This window comes from Streptomyces sp. CA-251387 (genome assembly GCF_050936625.1).
Classification (GTDB): domain Bacteria; phylum Actinomycetota; class Actinomycetes; order Streptomycetales; family Streptomycetaceae; genus Streptomyces.
In genome coordinates this window covers 5,408,088-5,426,741 of record NZ_JBNJMJ010000001.1, presented here as the reverse complement: position 1 = coordinate 5,426,741, position 18,654 = coordinate 5,408,088, and the positions used below count along the sequence as shown (strand labels likewise).

General features: G+C 71.5%; 15 protein-coding genes. 7 read left to right on the top strand and 8 right to left on the bottom strand.

The features are described from left to right. The first annotated feature begins 64 nt into the window (after nucleotides 1-64). Nucleotides 65-1,360: a DUF2637 domain-containing protein gene (locus ACQEV2_RS24275; protein ID WP_433045236.1), complete on the top strand. Its 1,296-nt coding sequence runs from the start codon at nucleotides 65-67 to the stop codon at nucleotides 1,358-1,360. Between the two features lie 79 nt (nucleotides 1,361-1,439). Here the strand turns inward: ACQEV2_RS24275 and lysS are convergent, their stop codons facing one another. Then, nucleotides 1,440-3,182: a lysine--tRNA ligase gene (gene lysS, locus ACQEV2_RS24270; protein ID WP_433045233.1), complete on the bottom strand. Its 1,743-nt coding sequence runs from the start codon at nucleotides 3,180-3,182 to the stop codon at nucleotides 1,440-1,442. Between the two features lie 196 nt (nucleotides 3,183-3,378). On the opposite strand from lysS, the gene argS reads away from it, so the two are divergent. Then, a complete protein-coding gene (gene argS, locus ACQEV2_RS24265; RefSeq protein WP_433045230.1) occupies nucleotides 3,379-5,148 on the top strand; it encodes an arginine--tRNA ligase in 1,770 nt (589 codons plus the stop codon). A 92-nt stretch (nucleotides 5,149-5,240) separates the two neighbouring features. Here argS and ACQEV2_RS24260 read toward each other — a convergent pair whose 3' ends face one another. Beyond that, nucleotides 5,241-5,705 carry a peptidoglycan-binding domain-containing protein gene (locus tag ACQEV2_RS24260; protein WP_433045227.1) on the bottom strand — a complete coding sequence of 155 codons (465 nt, stop codon included), beginning with the start codon at nucleotides 5,703-5,705 and terminating at the stop codon, nucleotides 5,241-5,243. Nucleotides 5,706-6,019: 314 nt separating this feature from the next. On the opposite strand from ACQEV2_RS24260, the gene ACQEV2_RS24255 reads away from it, so the two are divergent. The 3 genes from ACQEV2_RS24255 to ACQEV2_RS24245 are packed head-to-tail and all read left to right on the top strand — an operon-like array spanning nucleotide 6,020 to nucleotide 8,721. After that, the gene (locus tag ACQEV2_RS24255) at nucleotides 6,020-6,874 is read left to right on the top strand and encodes a peptidoglycan-binding protein (protein WP_433045224.1); all 855 of its coding nucleotides are present in this window, start codon (nucleotides 6,020-6,022) and stop codon (nucleotides 6,872-6,874) included. After that, nucleotides 6,871-7,866 (top strand): DUF2690 domain-containing protein, encoded by a 996-nt coding sequence (locus tag ACQEV2_RS24250; RefSeq protein ID WP_433045221.1) that lies wholly within the window; start codon nucleotides 6,871-6,873, stop codon nucleotides 7,864-7,866. Before ACQEV2_RS24255 ends, ACQEV2_RS24250 begins: the two co-directional genes overlap by 4 nt. 42 nt (nucleotides 7,867-7,908) lie before the next feature. Next, on the top strand, nucleotides 7,909-8,721 hold the full coding sequence (locus ACQEV2_RS24245; protein WP_433045218.1) for a DUF4253 domain-containing protein: 813 nt from the start codon (nucleotides 7,909-7,911) through the stop codon (nucleotides 8,719-8,721). A 25-nt stretch (nucleotides 8,722-8,746) separates the two neighbouring features. Here ACQEV2_RS24245 and ACQEV2_RS24240 read toward each other — a convergent pair whose 3' ends face one another. Then, a complete protein-coding gene (locus ACQEV2_RS24240; RefSeq protein ID WP_433045215.1) occupies nucleotides 8,747-9,967 on the bottom strand; it encodes a PLP-dependent aminotransferase family protein in 1,221 nt (406 codons plus the stop codon). 306 nt (nucleotides 9,968-10,273) lie between these two features. Here ACQEV2_RS24240 and ACQEV2_RS24235 point away from each other — a divergent pair, with 306 nt between their 5' ends. After that, complete coding sequence (locus tag ACQEV2_RS24235) at nucleotides 10,274-10,675, top strand: hypothetical protein (protein ID WP_433045212.1); 402 nt, start codon at nucleotides 10,274-10,276, stop codon at nucleotides 10,673-10,675. 18 nt (nucleotides 10,676-10,693) lie between these two features. Here the strand turns inward: ACQEV2_RS24235 and hemB are convergent, their stop codons facing one another. Continuing rightward, a complete protein-coding gene (hemB, locus tag ACQEV2_RS24230; RefSeq protein WP_433045209.1) occupies nucleotides 10,694-11,692 on the bottom strand; it encodes a porphobilinogen synthase in 999 nt (332 codons plus the stop codon). Nucleotides 11,693-11,981: 289 nt separating this feature from the next. Here hemB and ACQEV2_RS24225 point away from each other — a divergent pair, with 289 nt between their 5' ends. After that, the gene (locus tag ACQEV2_RS24225; RefSeq protein ID WP_433045206.1) at nucleotides 11,982-13,379 is read left to right on the top strand and encodes an FAD-binding oxidoreductase; all 1,398 of its coding nucleotides are present in this window, start codon (nucleotides 11,982-11,984) and stop codon (nucleotides 13,377-13,379) included. A 71-nt stretch (nucleotides 13,380-13,450) separates the two neighbouring features. Here ACQEV2_RS24225 and ACQEV2_RS24220 read toward each other — a convergent pair whose 3' ends face one another. From ACQEV2_RS24220 to ACQEV2_RS24205, 4 genes are read right to left on the bottom strand one after another with little or no spacing between them, the layout of a single operon-like run. Next, entirely contained in the window at nucleotides 13,451-15,160 is a 1,710-nt protein-coding gene (locus ACQEV2_RS24220) for a uroporphyrinogen-III synthase (protein WP_433045203.1), read from the bottom strand. Then, nucleotides 15,157-16,116: a hydroxymethylbilane synthase gene (hemC, locus tag ACQEV2_RS24215; protein WP_433045200.1), complete on the bottom strand. Its 960-nt coding sequence runs from the start codon at nucleotides 16,114-16,116 to the stop codon at nucleotides 15,157-15,159. Before hemC ends, ACQEV2_RS24220 begins: the two co-directional genes overlap by 4 nt. Further along, nucleotides 16,113-17,858 carry a glutamyl-tRNA reductase gene (locus ACQEV2_RS24210; protein WP_433045197.1) on the bottom strand — a complete coding sequence of 582 codons (1,746 nt, stop codon included), beginning with the start codon at nucleotides 17,856-17,858 and terminating at the stop codon, nucleotides 16,113-16,115. Before ACQEV2_RS24210 ends, hemC begins: the two co-directional genes overlap by 4 nt. Beyond that, nucleotides 17,855-18,634: a redox-sensing transcriptional repressor Rex gene (locus ACQEV2_RS24205; RefSeq protein WP_433045194.1), complete on the bottom strand. Its 780-nt coding sequence runs from the start codon at nucleotides 18,632-18,634 to the stop codon at nucleotides 17,855-17,857. Before ACQEV2_RS24205 ends, ACQEV2_RS24210 begins: the two co-directional genes overlap by 4 nt. Nucleotides 18,635-18,654: the final 20 nt, after the last annotated feature.

Here is an 18,654-nt window from a genome sequence, read left to right as displayed (position 1 = left end):
GTTGCGCGCAACAACACGCACTGGGAGGGGAGTACGAGTGGCCGGGCCACCGCAGCTGACTCGGATGCACCGCGTTCTCATCGGCGTGGTCGTGTTCGGCGCCGTGATCATCGCCGGCATCGGCTTCGCCGGTTCGTACGCGGCCGTCCGCGAGCTGGCCGTCAAGAAGGGCTTCGGGAACTTCAGTTATGTCTTCCCGATCGGCATCGACGCGGGTATCTGCGTCCTGCTGGCCCTGGATCTGCTTCTGACGTGGATCCGCATCCCGTTCCCGCTGCTGCGCCAGACGGCCTGGCTGCTGACGGCGGCGACGATCGCCTTCAACGGCGCGGCGGCCTGGCCGGACCCGCTGGGCGTCGGCATGCACGCGGTGATCCCGATCCTGTTCGTGGTGTCGGTGGAGGCGGCCCGCCACGCGATCGGCCGCATCGCGGACATCACCGCCGACAAGCACATGGAAGGCGTCCGCCTGACCCGCTGGCTCCTGTCGCCGGTCCCGACGTTCCTGCTGTGGCGCCGCATGAAGCTGTGGGAGCTCCGCTCCTACGAGCAGGTCATCAAGCTGGAGCAGGAGCGCTTGGTCTACCAGGCCCGCCTGCGCTCCCGCTTCGGCCGGGCGTGGCGACGCAAGGCGCCGGTGGAGTCCCTGATGCCGCTGCGGTTGGCGCGGTACGGGGTGCCCCTGGCGGAAACGGCTCCGGCAGGCCTGGCCGCGGCCGGTATCGAGCCCGCCCTGCTCCCTCCGGCACCGAAGCAGGCCTTGGACGCGGCACCTGCGGCCCAGGTGGCTGACGTAGCCGTAGCCGCTCCCGCTGCGGGCAGTCGTGCCGCTGCGGCGGCGCCCGTCCCCCAGAGAGCGGCACCTCCCAGCGAGCAGCGCCCTGAGCTGCTCGGCAACCAGGACGCCGAGCAGCCCGAATACGTACAGGACTGGTTCAACACCCCCCGCCAGGTCGAGTACCACGGCAGCTACAACCCCGCGTACGACCCCCAGGAACACTACGAGCAGTGGTACCAGGAACAGCTCCAGGCGGAGCAGTACCAGGACCAGTACCAGCAGGAACCCCCCACTCAGGAACCCTCCCCGGAGGACACCGGCACGTTCCCGATCCCGGTGACCGGCAACCGCACGCGCCAGCTCGGCGAGGGCGGCGGCACCCCGGCCCCCGAGCCGAACGAGGAGGACTACTACCAGGTCTTCCGCCAGTCGATCGACGGCAGCTTCCCCACGCCCCGGGTCCTCGGCGACAACATCCAGGCGACGTACGGCACGACGCTGAGCGTCAGTGAGCTGAAGAACCTCACGGAACGCTTCCAGAACCGCTTCAACACGGAGCTGGAAGAGGACCACATCGCCTGACGCGCAATCGCCTGACGCGCAGCAGAAAGGGGCCCTCACCGGAGGGCCCCTTTTCCATGCCGCCTGTGTTCGGTGCCGCTTACTCCCCGAGCAGCTTCCGCACCCGCTCCTGTCCCACCGCCAGCAGCAGCGTAGGCAGCCGCGGCCCGGTGTCGCGCCCCACCAGCAGGTGGTACAGCAGCGCGAAGAACGACCGCTGAGCCGTCTTGATCTCGGCCGGCAGCTCCTTGGGCGTCGCGTCCGCGGAGAACCCGGCCTGCACCTTGGGCACGCCGTACACCAGGTGGGTCAGCCCGTCGAGCGACCAGTGCTCGGCGAGCCCGTCGAGCAGCAGCCGCAGCGACTGCTGGGACGCCTCGTCGAGGGACTTCAGCAGCTCGACGTCCGGCTCGTCCCGGACGATCGTCCGCTGGTCGGCCGGTACGTGCGTGTTGATCCAGGCCTCGGCCTTGTCGTACCGGGGCCGCGCCTCGTCCAGCGCCGCCAGCGGGTTCTCCGGGTCGAGCTCGGAGAGGATCCGCAGCGCCTGGTCCTGGTGCCCGGCGGTGATGTCGGCGACGGACGCGAGCGTCCGGTACGGCAGCGGCCGCGGCGTACGCGGCAGCTCACCCGTGGCCGTGCGCACGGCACGCGAGTGCGCGGCGACGTCGGCCGGGAGCGCGGACCCGTCGGCGACCTTGGCGTCCAGCTTGTCCCACTCGTCGTAGAGCCGCTGGATCTCCTGGTCGAAGGCGATCTTGAAGGACTGGTTGGGCTTGCGCCGGGCGTAGAGCCACCGCAGGAGCTGCGGCTCCATGATCTTCAGGGCGTCGGCGGGGGTGGGCACCCCACCCCGCGAGGACGACATCTTCGCCATCCCGGAGATCCCGACGAAGGCGTACATGGGCCCGATGGGCTGCTTGCCGCCGAAGATCCCGACGATCTGCCCGCCGACCTGGAAGCTCGACCCCGGCGACGAGTGATCGACGCCGCTGGGCTCGAAGACGACGCCCTCGTACGCCCACCGCATGGGCCAGTCGACCTTCCAGACCAGCTTGCCGCGGTTGAACTCGTTGAGCCGGACGGTCTCCGCGAAGCCGCACTCGTTGCAGGTGTACGACAGCTCGGTGGTGTCGTCGATGTACGAGGTGACGGTGGTCAGGTCCTTCTCGCAGTTGCCGCAGTAGGGCTTGTACGGGAAGTACCCGGCGGACCCGGAGCTGCCGTCGTCCTCACTGGCCGCGCCCGACCCCTCGGCGGCCTCCAGCTCGGCCTCGTCGACCGGCTTCTGCGACTTCTTGGCACCGGCCTTGGGCTTGGTGCGGTACTGCGCGAGCACGGCGTCGATGTCGTGCCGGTGCTTCATGGCGTGCAGGATCTGCTCGCGGTACACGCCGGAGGTGTACTGCGCGGTCTGGCTGATCCCGTCGAACTCCACGCCCAGCTCGGCGAGGGACTCGATCATCGCCGCCTTGAAGTGCTCGGCCCAGTTCGGGTACGCCGAGCCCTTCGGCGCGGGCACGGAGGTCAGCGGCTTGCCGATGTGCTCGGCCCAGGACTCGTCGACGCCCGCGACACCGGCCGGCACCTTCCGGTACCGGTCGTAGTCGTCCCAGGAGATCAGGTGCCGGACCTGATACCCACGCCGCCGGATCTCGTCGGCGACGAGGTGCGGGGTCATGACCTCGCGCAGGTTGCCGAGGTGGATGGGCCCGGAGGGGGAGAGTCCGGACGCGACGACGACCGGTTTGCCCGGGGCCCGACGCTCCGACTCCTCGATGACCTCATCCGCGAAACGGGAGACCCAGTCGGTGGTCTCGGTGCTCTGAGCCACGATCGGCACGTCCTTCTTTCTCCTGAAGCAGCCGGTACGGTCACACGGCTGACCGCTCCATTCTCCCAGCTCCGACGGCAACCACGAAAACGCCTTTTCAGAGCAGGGCGGCGCTCTCGCCGAGCTCGCCGCAAAATCCGCTTTACCCCCCATGGGATACTGACCGTGTCTATCCATCCCCACGAGGAGAACGGCACCCATTCCTATGGCCTCGGTCACGTCCCTCACCGCTTCCGTCCACCAGCACCTCGCCGACGCCCTCGCTTCCGCCCTCCCGGAGGCCGACGGAGTCGACCCGCTGCTGCGACGTAGCGACCGGGCGGACTTCCAGGCCAACGGGATCCTGGCCCTCGCCAAGAAGGCGAAGGCGAACCCGAGGGAGCTGGCGACCCAGGTCGTCTCCGAGGTCGTCACCGGCGATGTGATCAAGGACATCGAGGTCTCCGGCCCGGGCTTCCTGAACATCACGGTCACCGACAAGGCGATCACCGAGAACCTCGCCGCCCGCGCCGCGGACGAGGACGGCCGCCTGGGCGTCCCGTACACCGAGAACCCGGGCACGACGGTGATCGACTACGCCCAGCCGAACGTGGCGAAGGAGATGCACGTCGGCCACCTCCGCTCCGCGGTGATCGGCGACTCGGTCGTCCAGCTCCTGGAGTTCACCGGCGAGACCGTCGTACGCCGGCACCACATCGGCGACTGGGGCACCCAGTTCGGCATGCTCATCCAGTACCTGGACGAGCACCCGCACGAGCTGGACCACAAGTCCTCGGAGGTCTCCGGCGAGGAGGCGATGTCGAACCTCGACCGCCTGTACAAGGCGGCCCGCAGGAAGTTCGACGCGGACGAGGAGTTCAAGACGCGGGCCCGGCGCCGGGTGGTCGACCTCCAGGCGGGCGACCCGCACACCCTCGCCATGTGGCAGAAGTTCGTGGACGAGTCGAAGATCTACTTCTTCTCCGTCTTCGAGAAGCTGGACATGGAGATCCGCGACCCCGACATCGTCGGCGAGTCCGGCTACAACGACATGCTCGCGGAGACCTGCCGCCTCCTGGAGGAGTCGGGGGTGGCCGTCCGCTCCGAAGGCGCCCTCTGCGTCTTCTTCGACGACATCAAGGGCCCGGACGGCAACCCGGTCCCGCTGATCGTGCAGAAGTCGGACGGCGGCTACGGCTACGCGGCGACCGACCTGTCGGCGATCCGGGACAGGGTCTTCAACCTGAAGGCGAACAGCCTCATCTACGTCGTGGACGCCCGCCAGTCGCTCCACTTCAAGATGGTCTTCGAGACGGCCCGCAAGGCCGGCTGGCTCAACGACGACGTGAAGGCCTACCAGCTGGCCTTCGGCACGGTCCTCGGCAAGGACGGCAAGCCGTTCAAGACGCGTGAGGGCGAGACCGTACGGCTGGTGGACCTGCTGGACGAGGCGATCGACCGCGCCACGGCCGTCGTACGGGAGAAGGACACCCAGGGTCAGCTGTCCGATGAGGAGATCGCCGAGCGGGGTGCCCAGGTGGGCATCGGCGCGGTGAAGTACGCGGACCTGTCGACGTCGGCGAACCGGGACTACAAGTTCGACCTGGACCAGATGGTCTCGCTGAACGGCGACACGAGCGTGTACCTCCAGTACGCGTACGCCCGTATCCAGTCGATCCTGCGCAAGGCCGGCGACGTACGCCCGGCCGCGCACCCGGAGCTGGAACTGCACGCGGCGGAGCGGGCCCTGGGGCTGCACGTGGACGCGTTCGCGGAGACGGTGGCCGAGGCGGCGAGGGAGTACGCCCCGCACAAGATGGCGGCGTATCTGTACCAGCTGGCTTCGCTGTACACGTCGTTCTACGACAAGTGCCCGGTGCTGAAGGCCGAGACGCCCGAGCAGGTGGAGAACCGCCTGTTCCTGTGCGACGTCACGGCCCGCACGCTCCACCAGGGCATGGCGCTGCTGGGCATCCGGACGCCCGAGCGGCTCTGAGCATCTGAGGGGCTCTGAGCATCTGAGGTGACGAGCGCGGCCCGTCCTCTCCCCCGCAGGGAGGACGGGCCGCGGTCGGTTCGCGGCGAGCGCTAGCAGTACTGCCTGGAGTCCGCCGCGAAGTCCTTGAAGGCGGCCTTGGTGCCCGATCCGGCGATCCCGTCGATCGCGCCGGTGTAGCCGTGGTACGCCTTCAGGTCACGTTGCAGGGCCTTGATGGTGTTCGGGCCGACGATCCCGTCGATGCTGTCGTTGTAGCCCCAGTGCGCCTTGAGCCAGCGCTGGAGCGCCTTCCAGCTGTTGGTGCCGAGCTGCCCGTCCAGGGCGCCGGTGTAGCCCCAGTAGTCCTGGATCCAGCACTGGACGTACTTGGCCTCCGTGGTGCTCAGGCCGAGGTTGTTGACCGCGAGGACGGTGACGTCGGAGCTCACGGAGCTCGCGACGGGCTTCGATTCCGACGCGGCGAAGCTGGTGCCCGCGGTCGCGATGCCTCCGGCGGCGAGGCCGACGACGGCGCTGACACCGACGAGGGTCCTCGTCCAGATATTCGGTCGCATGCGTTTCCCTCTCGCTCTGGTCGGTGGCGGTCCCTGCCGCCGGCTGGCGAGACGAGAGTGCGGGGCGGGCGGTGAGGGTTGCCACAGTTGCCGCAGAACCGACGTCATCGCGGGACGTCCCACCCCCTGACCTGGGTGAACGCCGAGCTCCGGGACGCCAGGGCGGGACGGCTGTGGCGCACGGTGGCCGATTCCTTACCGGTGCGGGAACCCGCTTCCGCTACGGGCCGTGGATGCTGATGCAGAATGCGACCGGGCGCGGGGCCGCCGACCACGGACCACGGGCCCGGACCGTGAACGCGAGTGGGGGGAACATGTCGCGTTGGGCAGCGCTGCCCGCGGATCTGGATCCGCGCGTACGGCAGTTGGTGGTACGGCTGCGCCGGCTGAAGGACCACAGCGGGCTGAGCCTGCGCCGGCTGGCGGGGAGGACGGGGTACAGCCCGAAGTCCTGGGAGCGGTATCTGGGCGGCAGGTCGCTGCCGCCCCGGGAAGCCGTCGAGGCGCTGGCCCGGGTGGGGGGCGAGGATCCGACCCGGTTGCTGGCGTTGCACGAGGTCGCCGCGGAGGCGTGGGCGAGGAGACGCGGGGACGTGACGGCGGCGGCCGCGGACACGTCCGTACCGGACGCAACGGCATCGGCCCGGACGGCACCGGAACCGATCGCGACAGAGCCGGAGCTCCTGTCGGTCGGGGTCAACGGGGCGCGGGCCCCTGGGGGTTCGCTGCGCATCGCGCTCGTGGCGGGGACCGTGGCACTGGTGCTGGCCGTCTGCACGGCGGTGCTGCTCGTCGTACGGCTGGCCGGCGGCGGGGGAGGGGGAGCAGCGGCTCCCGTCGTCGCGTCCGCCGGGCCCGCCACGTCCGCCGCGTCGGCACCGGCGTCGGCGCGCTCGGAGCCCCCGTACGTGTGCCGGGTCGAGCGGATCGACGGCCTCTGGTACGCGGGCAACAGCCGCACCCTGGATGCCGTCCTGGCGTACGGCCACGCGGGGCAGGAGGTGGCCGAGGTGCAGTGTCTGCTGCGCAGGGCGGGCATCTCGCCGGGCGGCATCGACGGGATCTTCGGCCCGCTGACGGAACGCGCGGTCAGCCGGCTGCAGAAGCGGGCGGGACTGGTGGTGGACGGCATCGTCGGGCCGCACACCTGGAAGGCACTACGGCGATGACGACACCGTCGCCGGCACGGGCCCGACTGGCCGCCGCGCTGGGGGAGTTGAAGGCCCGCACCGGCCTGAGCCTGGCCGGCCTCGCGGCGAAGACCGCGTTCAGCAAGTCCTCCTGGGACCGCTACCTCAACGGCAGGACGCTGCCACCGCGCGACGCGGTGCGGGAGCTGTGCCGCCTCGCCGGCGAGCCGGAGGGGCGCTGTGTGGCGCTGTGGGAGATCGCGGAGGCGGAGGGGAGCGGGCGGAGCGGACGGCCGCCGGAAGGGCGCCGACCGGCGTCGTCGGCCTCGTCCGGGACTCCTGCCTTGTCCCCGACTCCCGCCTCGTCTCGCTCCCCGGCCTCGTCCCGGCCCCCACCTCCGTCTTCCCCTCCAGCCGGGTCTCCGCCTCCGCCCGCTTCTCCGGCTCCCTCTCTCTTGGTCCCGTGCGCCGGTGGCGCTGCTGATGCCGATGCCGACGCCGATGCCGTGCACCGGACCGCGGCGGCCGTGGCCGTGCTCGCGTCCGTGTGTGCCGTGGCGGTCGGGGGCGTGGCGGCGGTGGCCCTCCTGCTGCCGCACGGGGACGGCGAACCGCGGTCGTCTTTGTCGCCGCCTCCGGCCGCGACCGAGCCGCGCTGCCGGGGTGCGGTCTGTGAGGGCAAGGACCCGATGCACATGAAGTGCGGCGCCACGCCGACGACTCTCGCCGAGCACCGCACGGTCGGCGGAGCCTGGATGGAGTTGCGCTACAGCGAGGAGTGCGGGACGAGTTGGGCCCGGATGTGGGGGACGCGGATCGGCGACCGGATCGAGATGACGGCGGTGGGTCAGGACGGCCCTGAGGATCCCGCGGGTCCCGTCCGCAGCGCGGAGGTGCAGGACGCCGTCGACGCGGACTCCTACGTCTACACCCCCATGACCGCGGCCCGCCCCGGAAGCGTCGTGCGGGCCTGTTTCCGGCCCACTGCGGGCGGCGAGGGGGAATGCTTCGACGGCCGGGTGGTGGGGTGAGCGGGCCGCTCATTGTCAGTGCCACCGCCTAGAGTCCCCGGCATGGCGACTCTTCCGAATCCCCTGCCGAAACTCGCGTCCCTCGGTCTGCGGCTCCCACCCGGCGGGCTGATCGACGCGACTGTCGACGGCCCGTGGCACGAGCCGCTGCTGTGGCTGGCGGACGACCGGGCGGCTCCCGGCGACTGGGCCGCGCTGCGGCGGACGGCACCGTCCGTCGGCCTGCTCCCGGTCGTCCTGGACGTCGGCGCGGGTCACGGCCGGCCGGAGCTGTGGGAGTTGATGCCCGGCGAGATGTCGTACCCGGGGGATCACGACGCCGAGGAGGTGCTGGAGGAGTTCTGGGACGAGTACGCGGAGGAGGACGCGGACTGGCCCGGCCTGGCCGGCACCGAGGGCGCCGACGACGACACGGACCTCGAACCCGCCGGCTCCGCCGACTCCGCCGAACCCGCCGAGTCCGTCGCCTCCGACATCGTGGACTCCCTCCTCGACGGCGGCGGCCCCCTCAAGGACCCCCGTCTCGCCCTCGTCCCGGCCCGCCGCAGCGCCGACATCCCCACGGCGATCGGCTGGATGGGCCCGGCGAACCACGAGAACGACACCGGCCGCCTGTCCGCGGTGCTGCGCTCCTGGGAGGACCGGTTCGGCATACGGGTCGTGGCGCTCGGCTTCGACACCCTGCTGGTGTCCGTCGCCGCCCCGCCCACCACCCTCGCCGAGGCGGAGGCCCTGGCCGCCGAGCATTTCGCGTTCTGCCCGGACAACATCTGGCAGGGCAGCGACCCGACCCTCACCGCGTACGCCGCACACCAGCTCCTCAACCAGCCGGCCTGGCACTTCTGGTGGGACTGACGCGCCGCGCGGCTCGTCCGTCGGCTCAACCCCGCAACCCCTCCCCCAGCCTCCTCAGCCCCTCCCCGATCTCCTCCGGCGTCTGCGTCACGAAGCACAGCCGCAGCGTCGACCGGTCGGGCTCACCGGCGTAGAAGGGCGCGCCGGGGACGTACGCCACGTTGTGCCGCACCACCTTCGGGAGCAGGGCCGTCGTGTCGTACGACCCCGGCAGGCGGGCCCAGAGGAACATGCCGCCCTGCGGACGGTTCCACGTCGAGCCGTCCGGCAGCGCCTCGGCCAGCCCCGCCAGCATGGCGTCGCGGCGTTCGCGGTAGACGTCCCTGACACGGGTCACGTGGGCGTCGAGGCCGGCGAGGCAGCGGGCGGCGGCGAGCTGGTTGACGGTCGGGGTGTGCAGGTCGGCGGCCTGCTTGGCGACGGCACAGGCACGCCGCAGCGCGGCCGGTGCGCGCAGCCAGCCCAGCCGCAGCCCCGGTGCCATCACCTTGGAGAAGGAGCCGAGCAGCACCGTGCGGTCCTCGGCGCCCGGGTACGAGGCGATCCAGGGCACGCGCTCACCGTCGTAGCGGAGTTCGCCGTACGGGTCGTCCTCGACGATCCACACCCCGCACCGGGCGGCGACCTCCGCGACGGCCGCCCTGCGCTCGGCGGGCAGGGTTCTGCCGGTCGGGTTCTGGAAGGTCGGCACGGTGTAGAAGAGCTTGGGCCGCTCCCGCGTCACCAGTTCCTCCAGCGCCCGCGGATCCACCCCGTCCGCGTCTCCCGGCACCGCCACGACCCGCGCTCCCGCGAGCCCGAAGGCCTGAAGTGCCGCCAGATAACAGGGGTCTTCGACGAGGACGGTGTCCCCGGGGTCCAGCAGCGCGGTGGCGAGCAGCGACAGGCCCTGCTGGGAGCCGGTGGTGACAAGCAGGTCGCCGGCGTCCGTGGGCAGACCCCGCGCCGACATGCGCGCGGCGAGCCCGGCCCGCAGGCTCGGCTCGCCCTCCGTCGTGGAGTACTGCAAGGCCTGCGCCGGCGTCTCGGCGAACACGTCATGGAAGGCGGCCGCGATGCCCTCCCGGTCGAACAGCTCCGGCGCCGGCAGCCCACCCGCGAAGTTGATGACCTCGGGGCGGGCGGTGACGGCCAGGATCTCCCGCACGGGCGAACCACCGACCGCCCCGGTCCGCGCGGCAAGCGGCGGCGTGGCGGCGGCGGTGTGGCGGGGGTGGGGGTGGGGCGCGGGTTCGACGACGGTCATGACACGGCTCCTTCAGCCTGCGACGACGAGGGTGGTGACGGCTCGTGCCGGGCAGCCTAGAGAACTACATGTCATCTACAAGCAGGTTTCCGGGATACGGACCACCCTGCCCGTCAGGGGCGCGCGCCGGCGGACTTCCTCCCCTCCGGCGTCCCACGTCACCCCCGCGGGACACGCCATCCCCGCAGGTCAGCCGTCGTCCCATCACTCGGGCGTCCCGAAATCCCGGCCGAAGGTGGCGGCCGGGACGAGTGATCACGCAGGCTGAGGCCAGACCCACCCCCCACCCACGGAGAGGGCCGCAGCATGTCCGCGTCCGCACACCCGACTGAGCAGATCGGGCTCATGCCGCTGCCCGGCGACGCCCCACAGGGGCGCGGGGCTGTCATCCATGTCCGGCTACCGCCGGGCGGGCGCGACCAACCACGACGGCGCCACGGTCGCCCGACAACACATCGCGGCACTTCGAATCGCGGCACTGCCGACCGAGCGCCCGCCCTGCTCGCCGCCACGCTGGTGGCGGTCGCCGCGCTCACGCTCACCGCGTGCGAGGACGGCGAGGGCCTGCGCGACGAGGGCCCGTCCACCCCGACCAGCCCCACCGCCACGACACCGGCGACACCCACGACACCGGCGACACCCGAGACGCCCAGGACGCCCGAGACGCCCGAGACGCCCGAGACGCCCCCGGCGTCGGACGGACGGTGACGAGACGACGTACGGCCGTTACTGGCGCCCCAGCTTCTGCGCCGCCTCGGTGGCCCAGTAGGTGAGGATGTTGCGCGCACCCGCCCGCTTGATGCCGGTCAGGCTCTCGAAGATCGCCCGGTCCCGGTCGATCCAGCCCTTCTCGGCGGCGGCCTCGATCATCGAGTACTCGCCGGAGATCTGGTAGGCGGCGACCGGCACGTCCACGGCGTCGGCGACCCGGGCCAGGATGTCGAGGTAGGGCCCGGCAGGCTTGACCATCACCATGTCGGCGCCCTCTTCGAGGTCGAGGGCGAGCTCCCGCATCGACTCCCGCGCGTTCGCCGGATCCTGCTGATACGTCTTCCGGTCACCCTTCAGCGACGAGGCGACGGCCTCCCGGAAGGGCCCGTAGAAGGCGGAGGCGTACTTGGCGGTGTAGGCGAGGATGGCCACGTCCTCCCGCCCGATCTGGTCGAGCGCGTCGCGAATGACGCCGATCTGCCCGTCCATCATCCCGCTGGGGCCCACGACATGGGCGCCGGCGTCGGCCTGCACCTGGGCCATCTCGGCGTACCGCTCCAGGGTGGCGTCATTGTCGACGCGCCCTTCGGAGTCCAGCACTCCGCAGTGCCCGTGATCGATGGTCTCGTCCAGGCACACGTCGGACATGACGAGAAGGTCGTCCCCCACCTCGGCGCGCACATCCCGGATGGCGACCTGCAGAATCCCGTCCGGGTCGGTCCCCGGCGTCCCGAGGGCGTCCTTCTTCGCCTCCTCCGGCACCCCGAAGAGCATGATCCCGGAGACACCGGCCTCGACGGCCTCCGCGGCAGCCTTCTTCAGGCTGTCCCGCGTGTGCTGGACCACGCCCGGCATGGCGGCGATCGGCACCGGTTCGCTGATGCCCTCGCGCACGAAGGCCGGGAGGATGAAGTCGGCGGGGTGCAGCCTGGTTTCGGCGACCATGCGCCGCATGGCGGGGCTGGTCCGCAGACGCCGCGGCCGCGTGCCGGGGAAGGATCCGTACGTCGTCATGCCACCTACGCTACGCCCGCCGCGACAGCACCTTTGCCGACGAGCCGTCGGCACGGCCGCACCGCCGAAACGGCCCGCATGCGCCCCTCACCCCCCGGGTCCATCCTGAAAAGAAGCCTCGGAAGACCCACCAAGCCCCTCGCACACGCCCTCACACCCTCGCAAGCCCGCTCGAACGGCAAGGACCCCGACGGCCGGACGGCCCGACGGCCCGAGGGCCCCGCCCCTCCCGCCTCGCCGCCGCCGTCCCTCCGTCCGTACCGTACGTACGCGCACCGCGGAGGACGCGATGACCGCCGCCCACCACCTCAACACCCCCGACCTGTTCGCCCTGTCCGAGATCCACGGCCCGGTCCTGCGCCCCGGCGAGGACGGTTACGCCGAGGAGGTCACCGGCTTCAACCTGGCCGCGTTGCACACCCCGGACGTGGTCGTGGGTGCCACGGGCGCCGACGACATAGTGACGGCCCTGCGCTGGGCGTCGGCCACCGGCACCCCGGTCGCGGTCCAGTCGACGGGCCACGGCGCGAACTTCCCCATCGACCACGGCCTGCTCATCAGCACGGCCCGCATGACCGACGTACGCATCGATCCGCAGGAGCGCCTCGCGACGGTCGCGGCCGGTGCGAAGTGGCGGCACGTCCTGGACGCCGCCGCACCCCACGGCCTCGCCGCCCTCTGCGGCACGTCCACGGACGCGGGCGCGGTCGGCTACACGCTGGGCGGCGGTCTCCCCGTCATGGGCCGGGCCTACGGCTACGCGACGGACCTGGTCCGCTCCTTCCAGGTCGCCACCCCGGACGGAGCGCTCCAGGAATGCGACGCCGCCCAGGAACCGGAACTGTTCTGGGCCCTGCGCGGCGGCAAAGGCAACGTAGGCATCGTCACCTCCATGACCTGCGAGCTGCTCCCCCTCCCCACGATCCTCGGCGGCGGCATCTACTCCCCCGGCGAGCACACCGAGGCCCTCCTGCGCGCCTGGACCGACTGGACCCGAACAGTCCCGGACGAGATGTGCAGCGCCTTCACCCTCCTGCGCCTGCCCCCCATCCCGGAAATCCCCGAACCCCTCCGCGGCGGCTTCTGGGCCCGCGTCGCGATCGCCTGGCCCGGCGACCCGGCCGAGGGAGAGCGCCTGCTGGCCCCGATCCGCGAGGCGGCACCGGTTGCGGTCGACACGATCGAGGACATGCCGTACACCGCCCTGGACCGCATCCACATGGAGCCGCAGGACCCGCTCCCGGCCCGCGAGTCGTGCAGCCTGCTGCGCGATCTGCCCCCCGAGGCCATCGCCGCATTCCTCTCCCAGGTGGGCCCCGAGGTCCCCGACTGCCCGCTCCTCCTGGTGGAGATCCGCCACATGGGCGGCGCCCTTTCCCGTCCCGCCCGCCAGGAGGACGCGATCTGCGCCCGAGACGCGAACTACCTCCTGGAAGCGATGGGCGTCCTGGCCGCACCGCCTGCGGCCGAGGCCATAGAACAGGCCACAACCGCCCTGCACACGGCAATGTCCCCCTACGGCACAGGCCGGACCATGATCAACATCCATGGCACCCCGGGCGACGAATCCGACCGGGCCCGAGCCTGGACCCCCGAGGTCTACGCCCGCCTGCGCAAGGACAAGTCCACGTACGACCCCGCCAACTTGCTCCGCTTCGGCCACACAGCCAGCCCGTCCGGCGTTTGAGAACAAGGCCCCTTCAGGGCCGAAGCAGGGGTCTGGGGCGGCGGGGGCGAAAACCCCCACCGCCACCCCACCTACGTCGTGGACCGTCTCCGCCGAGCCCCCGGCCGCCGCTCACTCGGCCGAGTAACCGGATCCCCGGCCTCCACCGCAGCCGCCCGCCGCCGCATCCCGAAGTCGGCAAGCGCCTCCGCGAGCTTGTGCACGGACGGCTCCGGAGCCATGACATCCACCCGGAGCCCATGCTCCTCAGCGGTCTTCGCGGTGGCAGGCCCGATACAGGCGATCACCGTCACATTGTGCGGCTTCCCGGCGATTCCCACCAGATTCCGCACGGTCGAGGACGACGTGAAGAGAACGGCATCGAAGCCACCCCCCTTGATCGCCTCCCGGGTCTCGGCCGGCGGCGGCGAGGCCCGCACGGTCCGGTAGGCCGTGACGTCATCGACCTCCCAGCCCAGCTCGATGAGCCCGGCCACAAGGGTCTCCGTGGCGATGTCCGCCCGCGGCAGGAACACCCGGTCGATCGGATCGAAAACGGGGTCGTACGGCGGCCAGTCCTCCAACAAGCCGGCCGCCGACTGCTCCCCACTCGGCACGAGATCCGGCTTCACTCCAAAGGCGACCAGCGCCTTCGCGGTCTGCTCCCCCACCGCGGCGACCTTGATCCCGGCGAACGCCCGGGCATCGAGCCCGTACTCCTCGAACTTCTCCCGCACGGCCTTGACCGCGTTCACCGAGGTGAAGGCGATCCACTCGTACCGCCCGGTGACGAGCCCCTTGACCGCCCGCTCCATCTGCTGGGGCGTCCGCGGCGGCTCGACGGCGATCGTCGGCACCTCGTGCGGCACGGCCCCGTACGACCGCAGCTGGTCGGAGAGCGAAGCCGCCTGCTCCTTCGTGCGCGGCACGAGCACCCGCCACCCGAAGAGCGGCTTGGACTCGAACCAGGACAACTGCTCACGCTGAGCGGCGGCGGAACGCTCACCGACCACGGCTATCACCGGCCGCCCGCCCTCCGGCGAGGGCAGCACCTTGGCCTGCTTCAGCGTCTGGGCAATGGTCCCCAGCGTCGCGGTCCAGGTCCGCTGCCGCGTGGTCGTACCGGCGACCGTCACCGTCATCGGCGTATCGGGCTTGCGCCCCGCGGACACCAGCTCACCGGCAGCCGCACCGACGGAGTCGAGCGTCGTGGACACGACGACGGTCCCGTCCGACGCGCCCACCTCCGTCCAGCACCGGTCCGAAGCAGTGCGCGCGTCCACGAACCGCACATCGGCGCCCTGCGCGTCCCGCAGCGGCACCCCGGCATACGCGGGCACACCCACGGCCGCGGCGACACCGGGCACGACCTCGAACGGCACGCCGGCCGCGGCGCACGCCAGCATCTCCTCGGCGGCGTACGCGTCGAGCCCGGGATCCCCGGACACCGCACGCACGACCCGCCTGCCGCTGCGCGCGGCCTCCATGACAAGATGTGCGGCATCCCGCACCGCGGGTAGCCCAGCGGTTGTTGACGCGCCGTCAACAACCGCTAGCTGAGGCGTGCCTGTGCCCGGAGCGGCGTCCGACTGGGGACCCGTGTCCGTGTGCACTTCGGCAACACCGGCTCTGGCGTGCTGGCGTACGACGTCGAGCACCTCGTGCTCGGCGACGAGTACGTCCGCGTTCGCCAGCGCCTCGACGGCGCGCAGAGTCAGCAGTCCCGGATCCCCGGGTCCGGCACCGAGGAAGGTGACGTGCCCGTGTTCAGGACCGGCGGCGGGAAGGGTGGTGGGGCTCAATGTGCTCGCTCCCCCATCAGACCGGCCGCGCCCTGGGCAAGCATCTCGGTAGCGAGTTCGCGACCGAGCGCCAGCGCTTGGTCGTGCGTCTCGGGCACGGGACCGGTGGTGGACAGCTGCACCATGCGGGTGCCGTCGGTCGTCCCGACGACGCCGCGCAGGCGCATTTCCTTGACAATCTGCCCGTCGGCCAACAGGTCGGCCAACGCGCCCACGGGGGCGCTGCAACCGGCCTCCAGGGCGGCGAGCAGTGAGCGCTCGGCGGTGACGGCGACCCGCGTGAACGGGTCGTCGAGTTCGCCGAGCGAGGCGACGAGGTCCGCGTTGTCCGCGGTGCACTCGATCGCCAGGGCCCCCTGGCCGGGGGCGGGCAAAACAGTGTCGACCGAGAGGAAATCGGTCACTTCATCGATCCGGCCGATGCGCTTCAACCCGGCGGCGGCCAGCACCACCGCGTCCAGCTCGCCATCGTGCACGTACCGGATCCGCGTGTCGACGTTCCCACGGATCGGCACCGCCTCGATGTCCAGCCCATGGCCGCGTGCGTACGCGTTCAGCTGCGCCATCCGGCGCGGCGAACCCGTACCGATGCGCGCACCGCGCGGCAGGTCGGTGAACTTCAGGGTGTCCCGCGCGACGATCACATCGCGCGGATCCTCCCGCTCGGGAACGGCCGCGAGGATCAGCTCCTCGGGCTGTGCGGTCGGCAGGTCCTTCAGGGAGTGCACCGCGAAGTCGACCTCGCCCCGCAGCAGAGCATCCCTCAGCGCGGTGACGAACACGCCCGTGCCGCCGATCTGCGCGAGGGCCTCGCGGGAGACATCGCCGTACGTGGTGATCTCGACCAGCTCGACGGGCCGTCCGGTCACCCGGCGCACGGCGTCCGCGACCTGCCCGGACTGGGCCATGGCGAGCTTGCTGCGCCTGGTGCCGAGCCGTAGTGGCTGCTGAGTCATCGTGGGCCTCGGTTCTTCTCGGTGCTGTCCTCGGCCCGGGAGACAGAGGCCACCGTCTCCTGGTCGAGGTCGAACAGGGTCCGCAGTGCGTCCGCGTATCCGGCGCCGCCGGGCTCGGCCGCGAGCTGCTTGACCCGGACGGTCGGGGCGTGCAGCAGCTTGTCGACCACGCGCCGCACGGTCTGCGTGATCTCACTGCGGTGCTTGTCGTCGAGGCCCGGGAGGCGGCCCTCCAGCCGGGCGATCTCGCTGGCCACGACATCGGCGGCCATGGTGCGCAGCGCGACGACGGTCGGCGTGATGTGCGCGGCTCGCTGCGCCGCCCCGAAGGCCGCGACCTCGTCGGAGACGATACGGCGGACCTGGTCGACGTCGGCCGCCATCGGAGCGTCGGCGGAAGCGTCCGCCAGCGACTCGATGTCCACCAGCCGCACCCCGGCCAGCCGGTGCACGGCCGCGTCGATGTCGCGCGGCATGGCGAGGTCGAGCAGCGAGAGGACCGGCGTGAGGCGGGGCGCCTCGGCGACCGGCTCGGGCTTGCGGCGCTCGGGGATCCGGCCCACCGTGGCCACGGTCGCGGCGAGCGCGGTGATCAGCTCGGCGTCGGCCTCGGGACTGCGCCGGGCGGCCTCACGGCGGTCGACGGCGCTGCCCGCCGCCCAGGCCGCGTGCTGCTCCAGCGTGGCCGCGTCCATACCGGCGACGGCGGCCTCCCCGAGCACAGAGAAACCTCCCTGCACGGCGGTGAGGTCCAGCGGGCAGTTCTCGTCGGTGCCGACGCCGGTGGGCGGCAGCGGAGTCTGCCGTACGTCGGCGGAGTCGGCGTTCGTCCGGAGAGCCGGCGCCTTGTCAGCCGTACGACCGCCGCTCGCGCCCTCCGCGAAGGCGACCGGCCGCCCGGTACGGCCCTCCACCGCCGACGCGACCTCCTCGGCCGTGAGGACGAGGCCGGTCGCACCGGTACAGGAGACGGCGACATCGGCACGTGTCAGCTCGACCGACACCGACTCCATCGGTACCGCGCGGGCGGGCACGTCCAGGTCGCCGGCCTCGGTCAGGATCTGCGCGAGGCGCTCGGCACGGTCGTAGGTGCGGTTGGCGATGACGATCTCGGCGACACCGGCACGCGCGAGCGTGGCGGCGGCCAGCGAGGACATCGAGCCGGCGCCGATGACGAGGGCCTTCTTGCCGGGGGCCCACGCCGTGACGTCCGTGCCCGCGGCCAGCTGTTCCAGGCCGAAGGTGACCAGCGACTGCCCGGCACGGTCGATGCCGGTCTCGGAGTGGGCACGCTTGCCGACCCGAAGCGCCTGCTGGAACAGGTCGTTCAGCAGCCGCCCGGCGCTGTGCAGCTCCTGCGCCTTGGCGAGGGAGTCCTTGATCTGCCCGAGGATCTGCCCCTCGCCGACGACCATGGAGTCGAGCCCGCAGGCCACCGAGAACAGGTGGTGGACGGCCCGGTCCTCGTAGTGGACGTACAGGTAGGGCGTGAGCTCGTCGAGCCCCACTCCGCTGTGCTGGGCGAGCAGCGTGGACAGCTCGGCGACACCGGCGTGGAACTTGTCCACGTCGGCGTACAGCTCGATGCGGTTGCAGGTGGCCAGCACGGCGGCCTCGGCGGCCGGTTCGGCGGCGACCGTGTCCTGCAGCAGCTTGATCTGGGCGTCCGCACTCAGCGCCGCGCGCTCCAGCACGCTGACCGGGGCGCTGCGGTGGCTCAGCCCTACGACGAGGAGACTCATGCCGGCATCACGGCGGGTACGTCCCCGTCGGGCCCCTGGTCGGCGGATGCGGCGGCGGCGTCGGCTTCCTCGCGGGTGACGGCGGCCGGTGCGGTGCCGTCGGAGTGGGCCTCCTCGCCGGCCTTGCGCTGCTCGTGGAAGGCGAGGATCTGCAGCTCGATCGACAGATCCACCTTGCGCACGTCGACGCCGTCCGGGACGGACAGCACGGTCGGCGCGAAGTTCAGGATGGAGGTGACCCCGGCCGCCACGAGCCGGTCGCAGACCTGCTGGGCGGCGCCGGCGGGGGTGGCGATGACGCCGATGGACACGCCGTTGTCCTCGATGATCTTCTCGAGGTCATCGCTGTGCTGGACGGGAATGCCGGCGACGGGCTTGCCCGCCATGGCCGGATCGGCGTCGATGAGCGCGGCCACCCGGAAGCCACGGGAGGCGAACCCGCCGTAGTTGGCGAGGGCGGCACCGAGGTTACCGATACCGACGATGACGACCGGCCAGTCCTGGGTGAGCCCCAGCTCACGGGAGATCTGATAGACGAGATACTCGACGTCGTAGCCGACACCGCGCGTTCCGTACGACCCGAGGTACGAGAAGTCCTTGCGCAGCTTCGCGGAGTTGACCCCCGCCGCGGCCGCGAGCTCCTCGGAGGAGACCGTGGGTACCGAGCGCTCCGACAGTGCGGTCAGCGCGCGGAGGTACAGCGGAAGCCTGGCGACGGTGGCCTCGGGAATCCCTCGGCTACGGGTCGCCGGTCGGTGAGTTCGGCCAGTTGCCACGGTGCTCCTGCGGGTAGAGC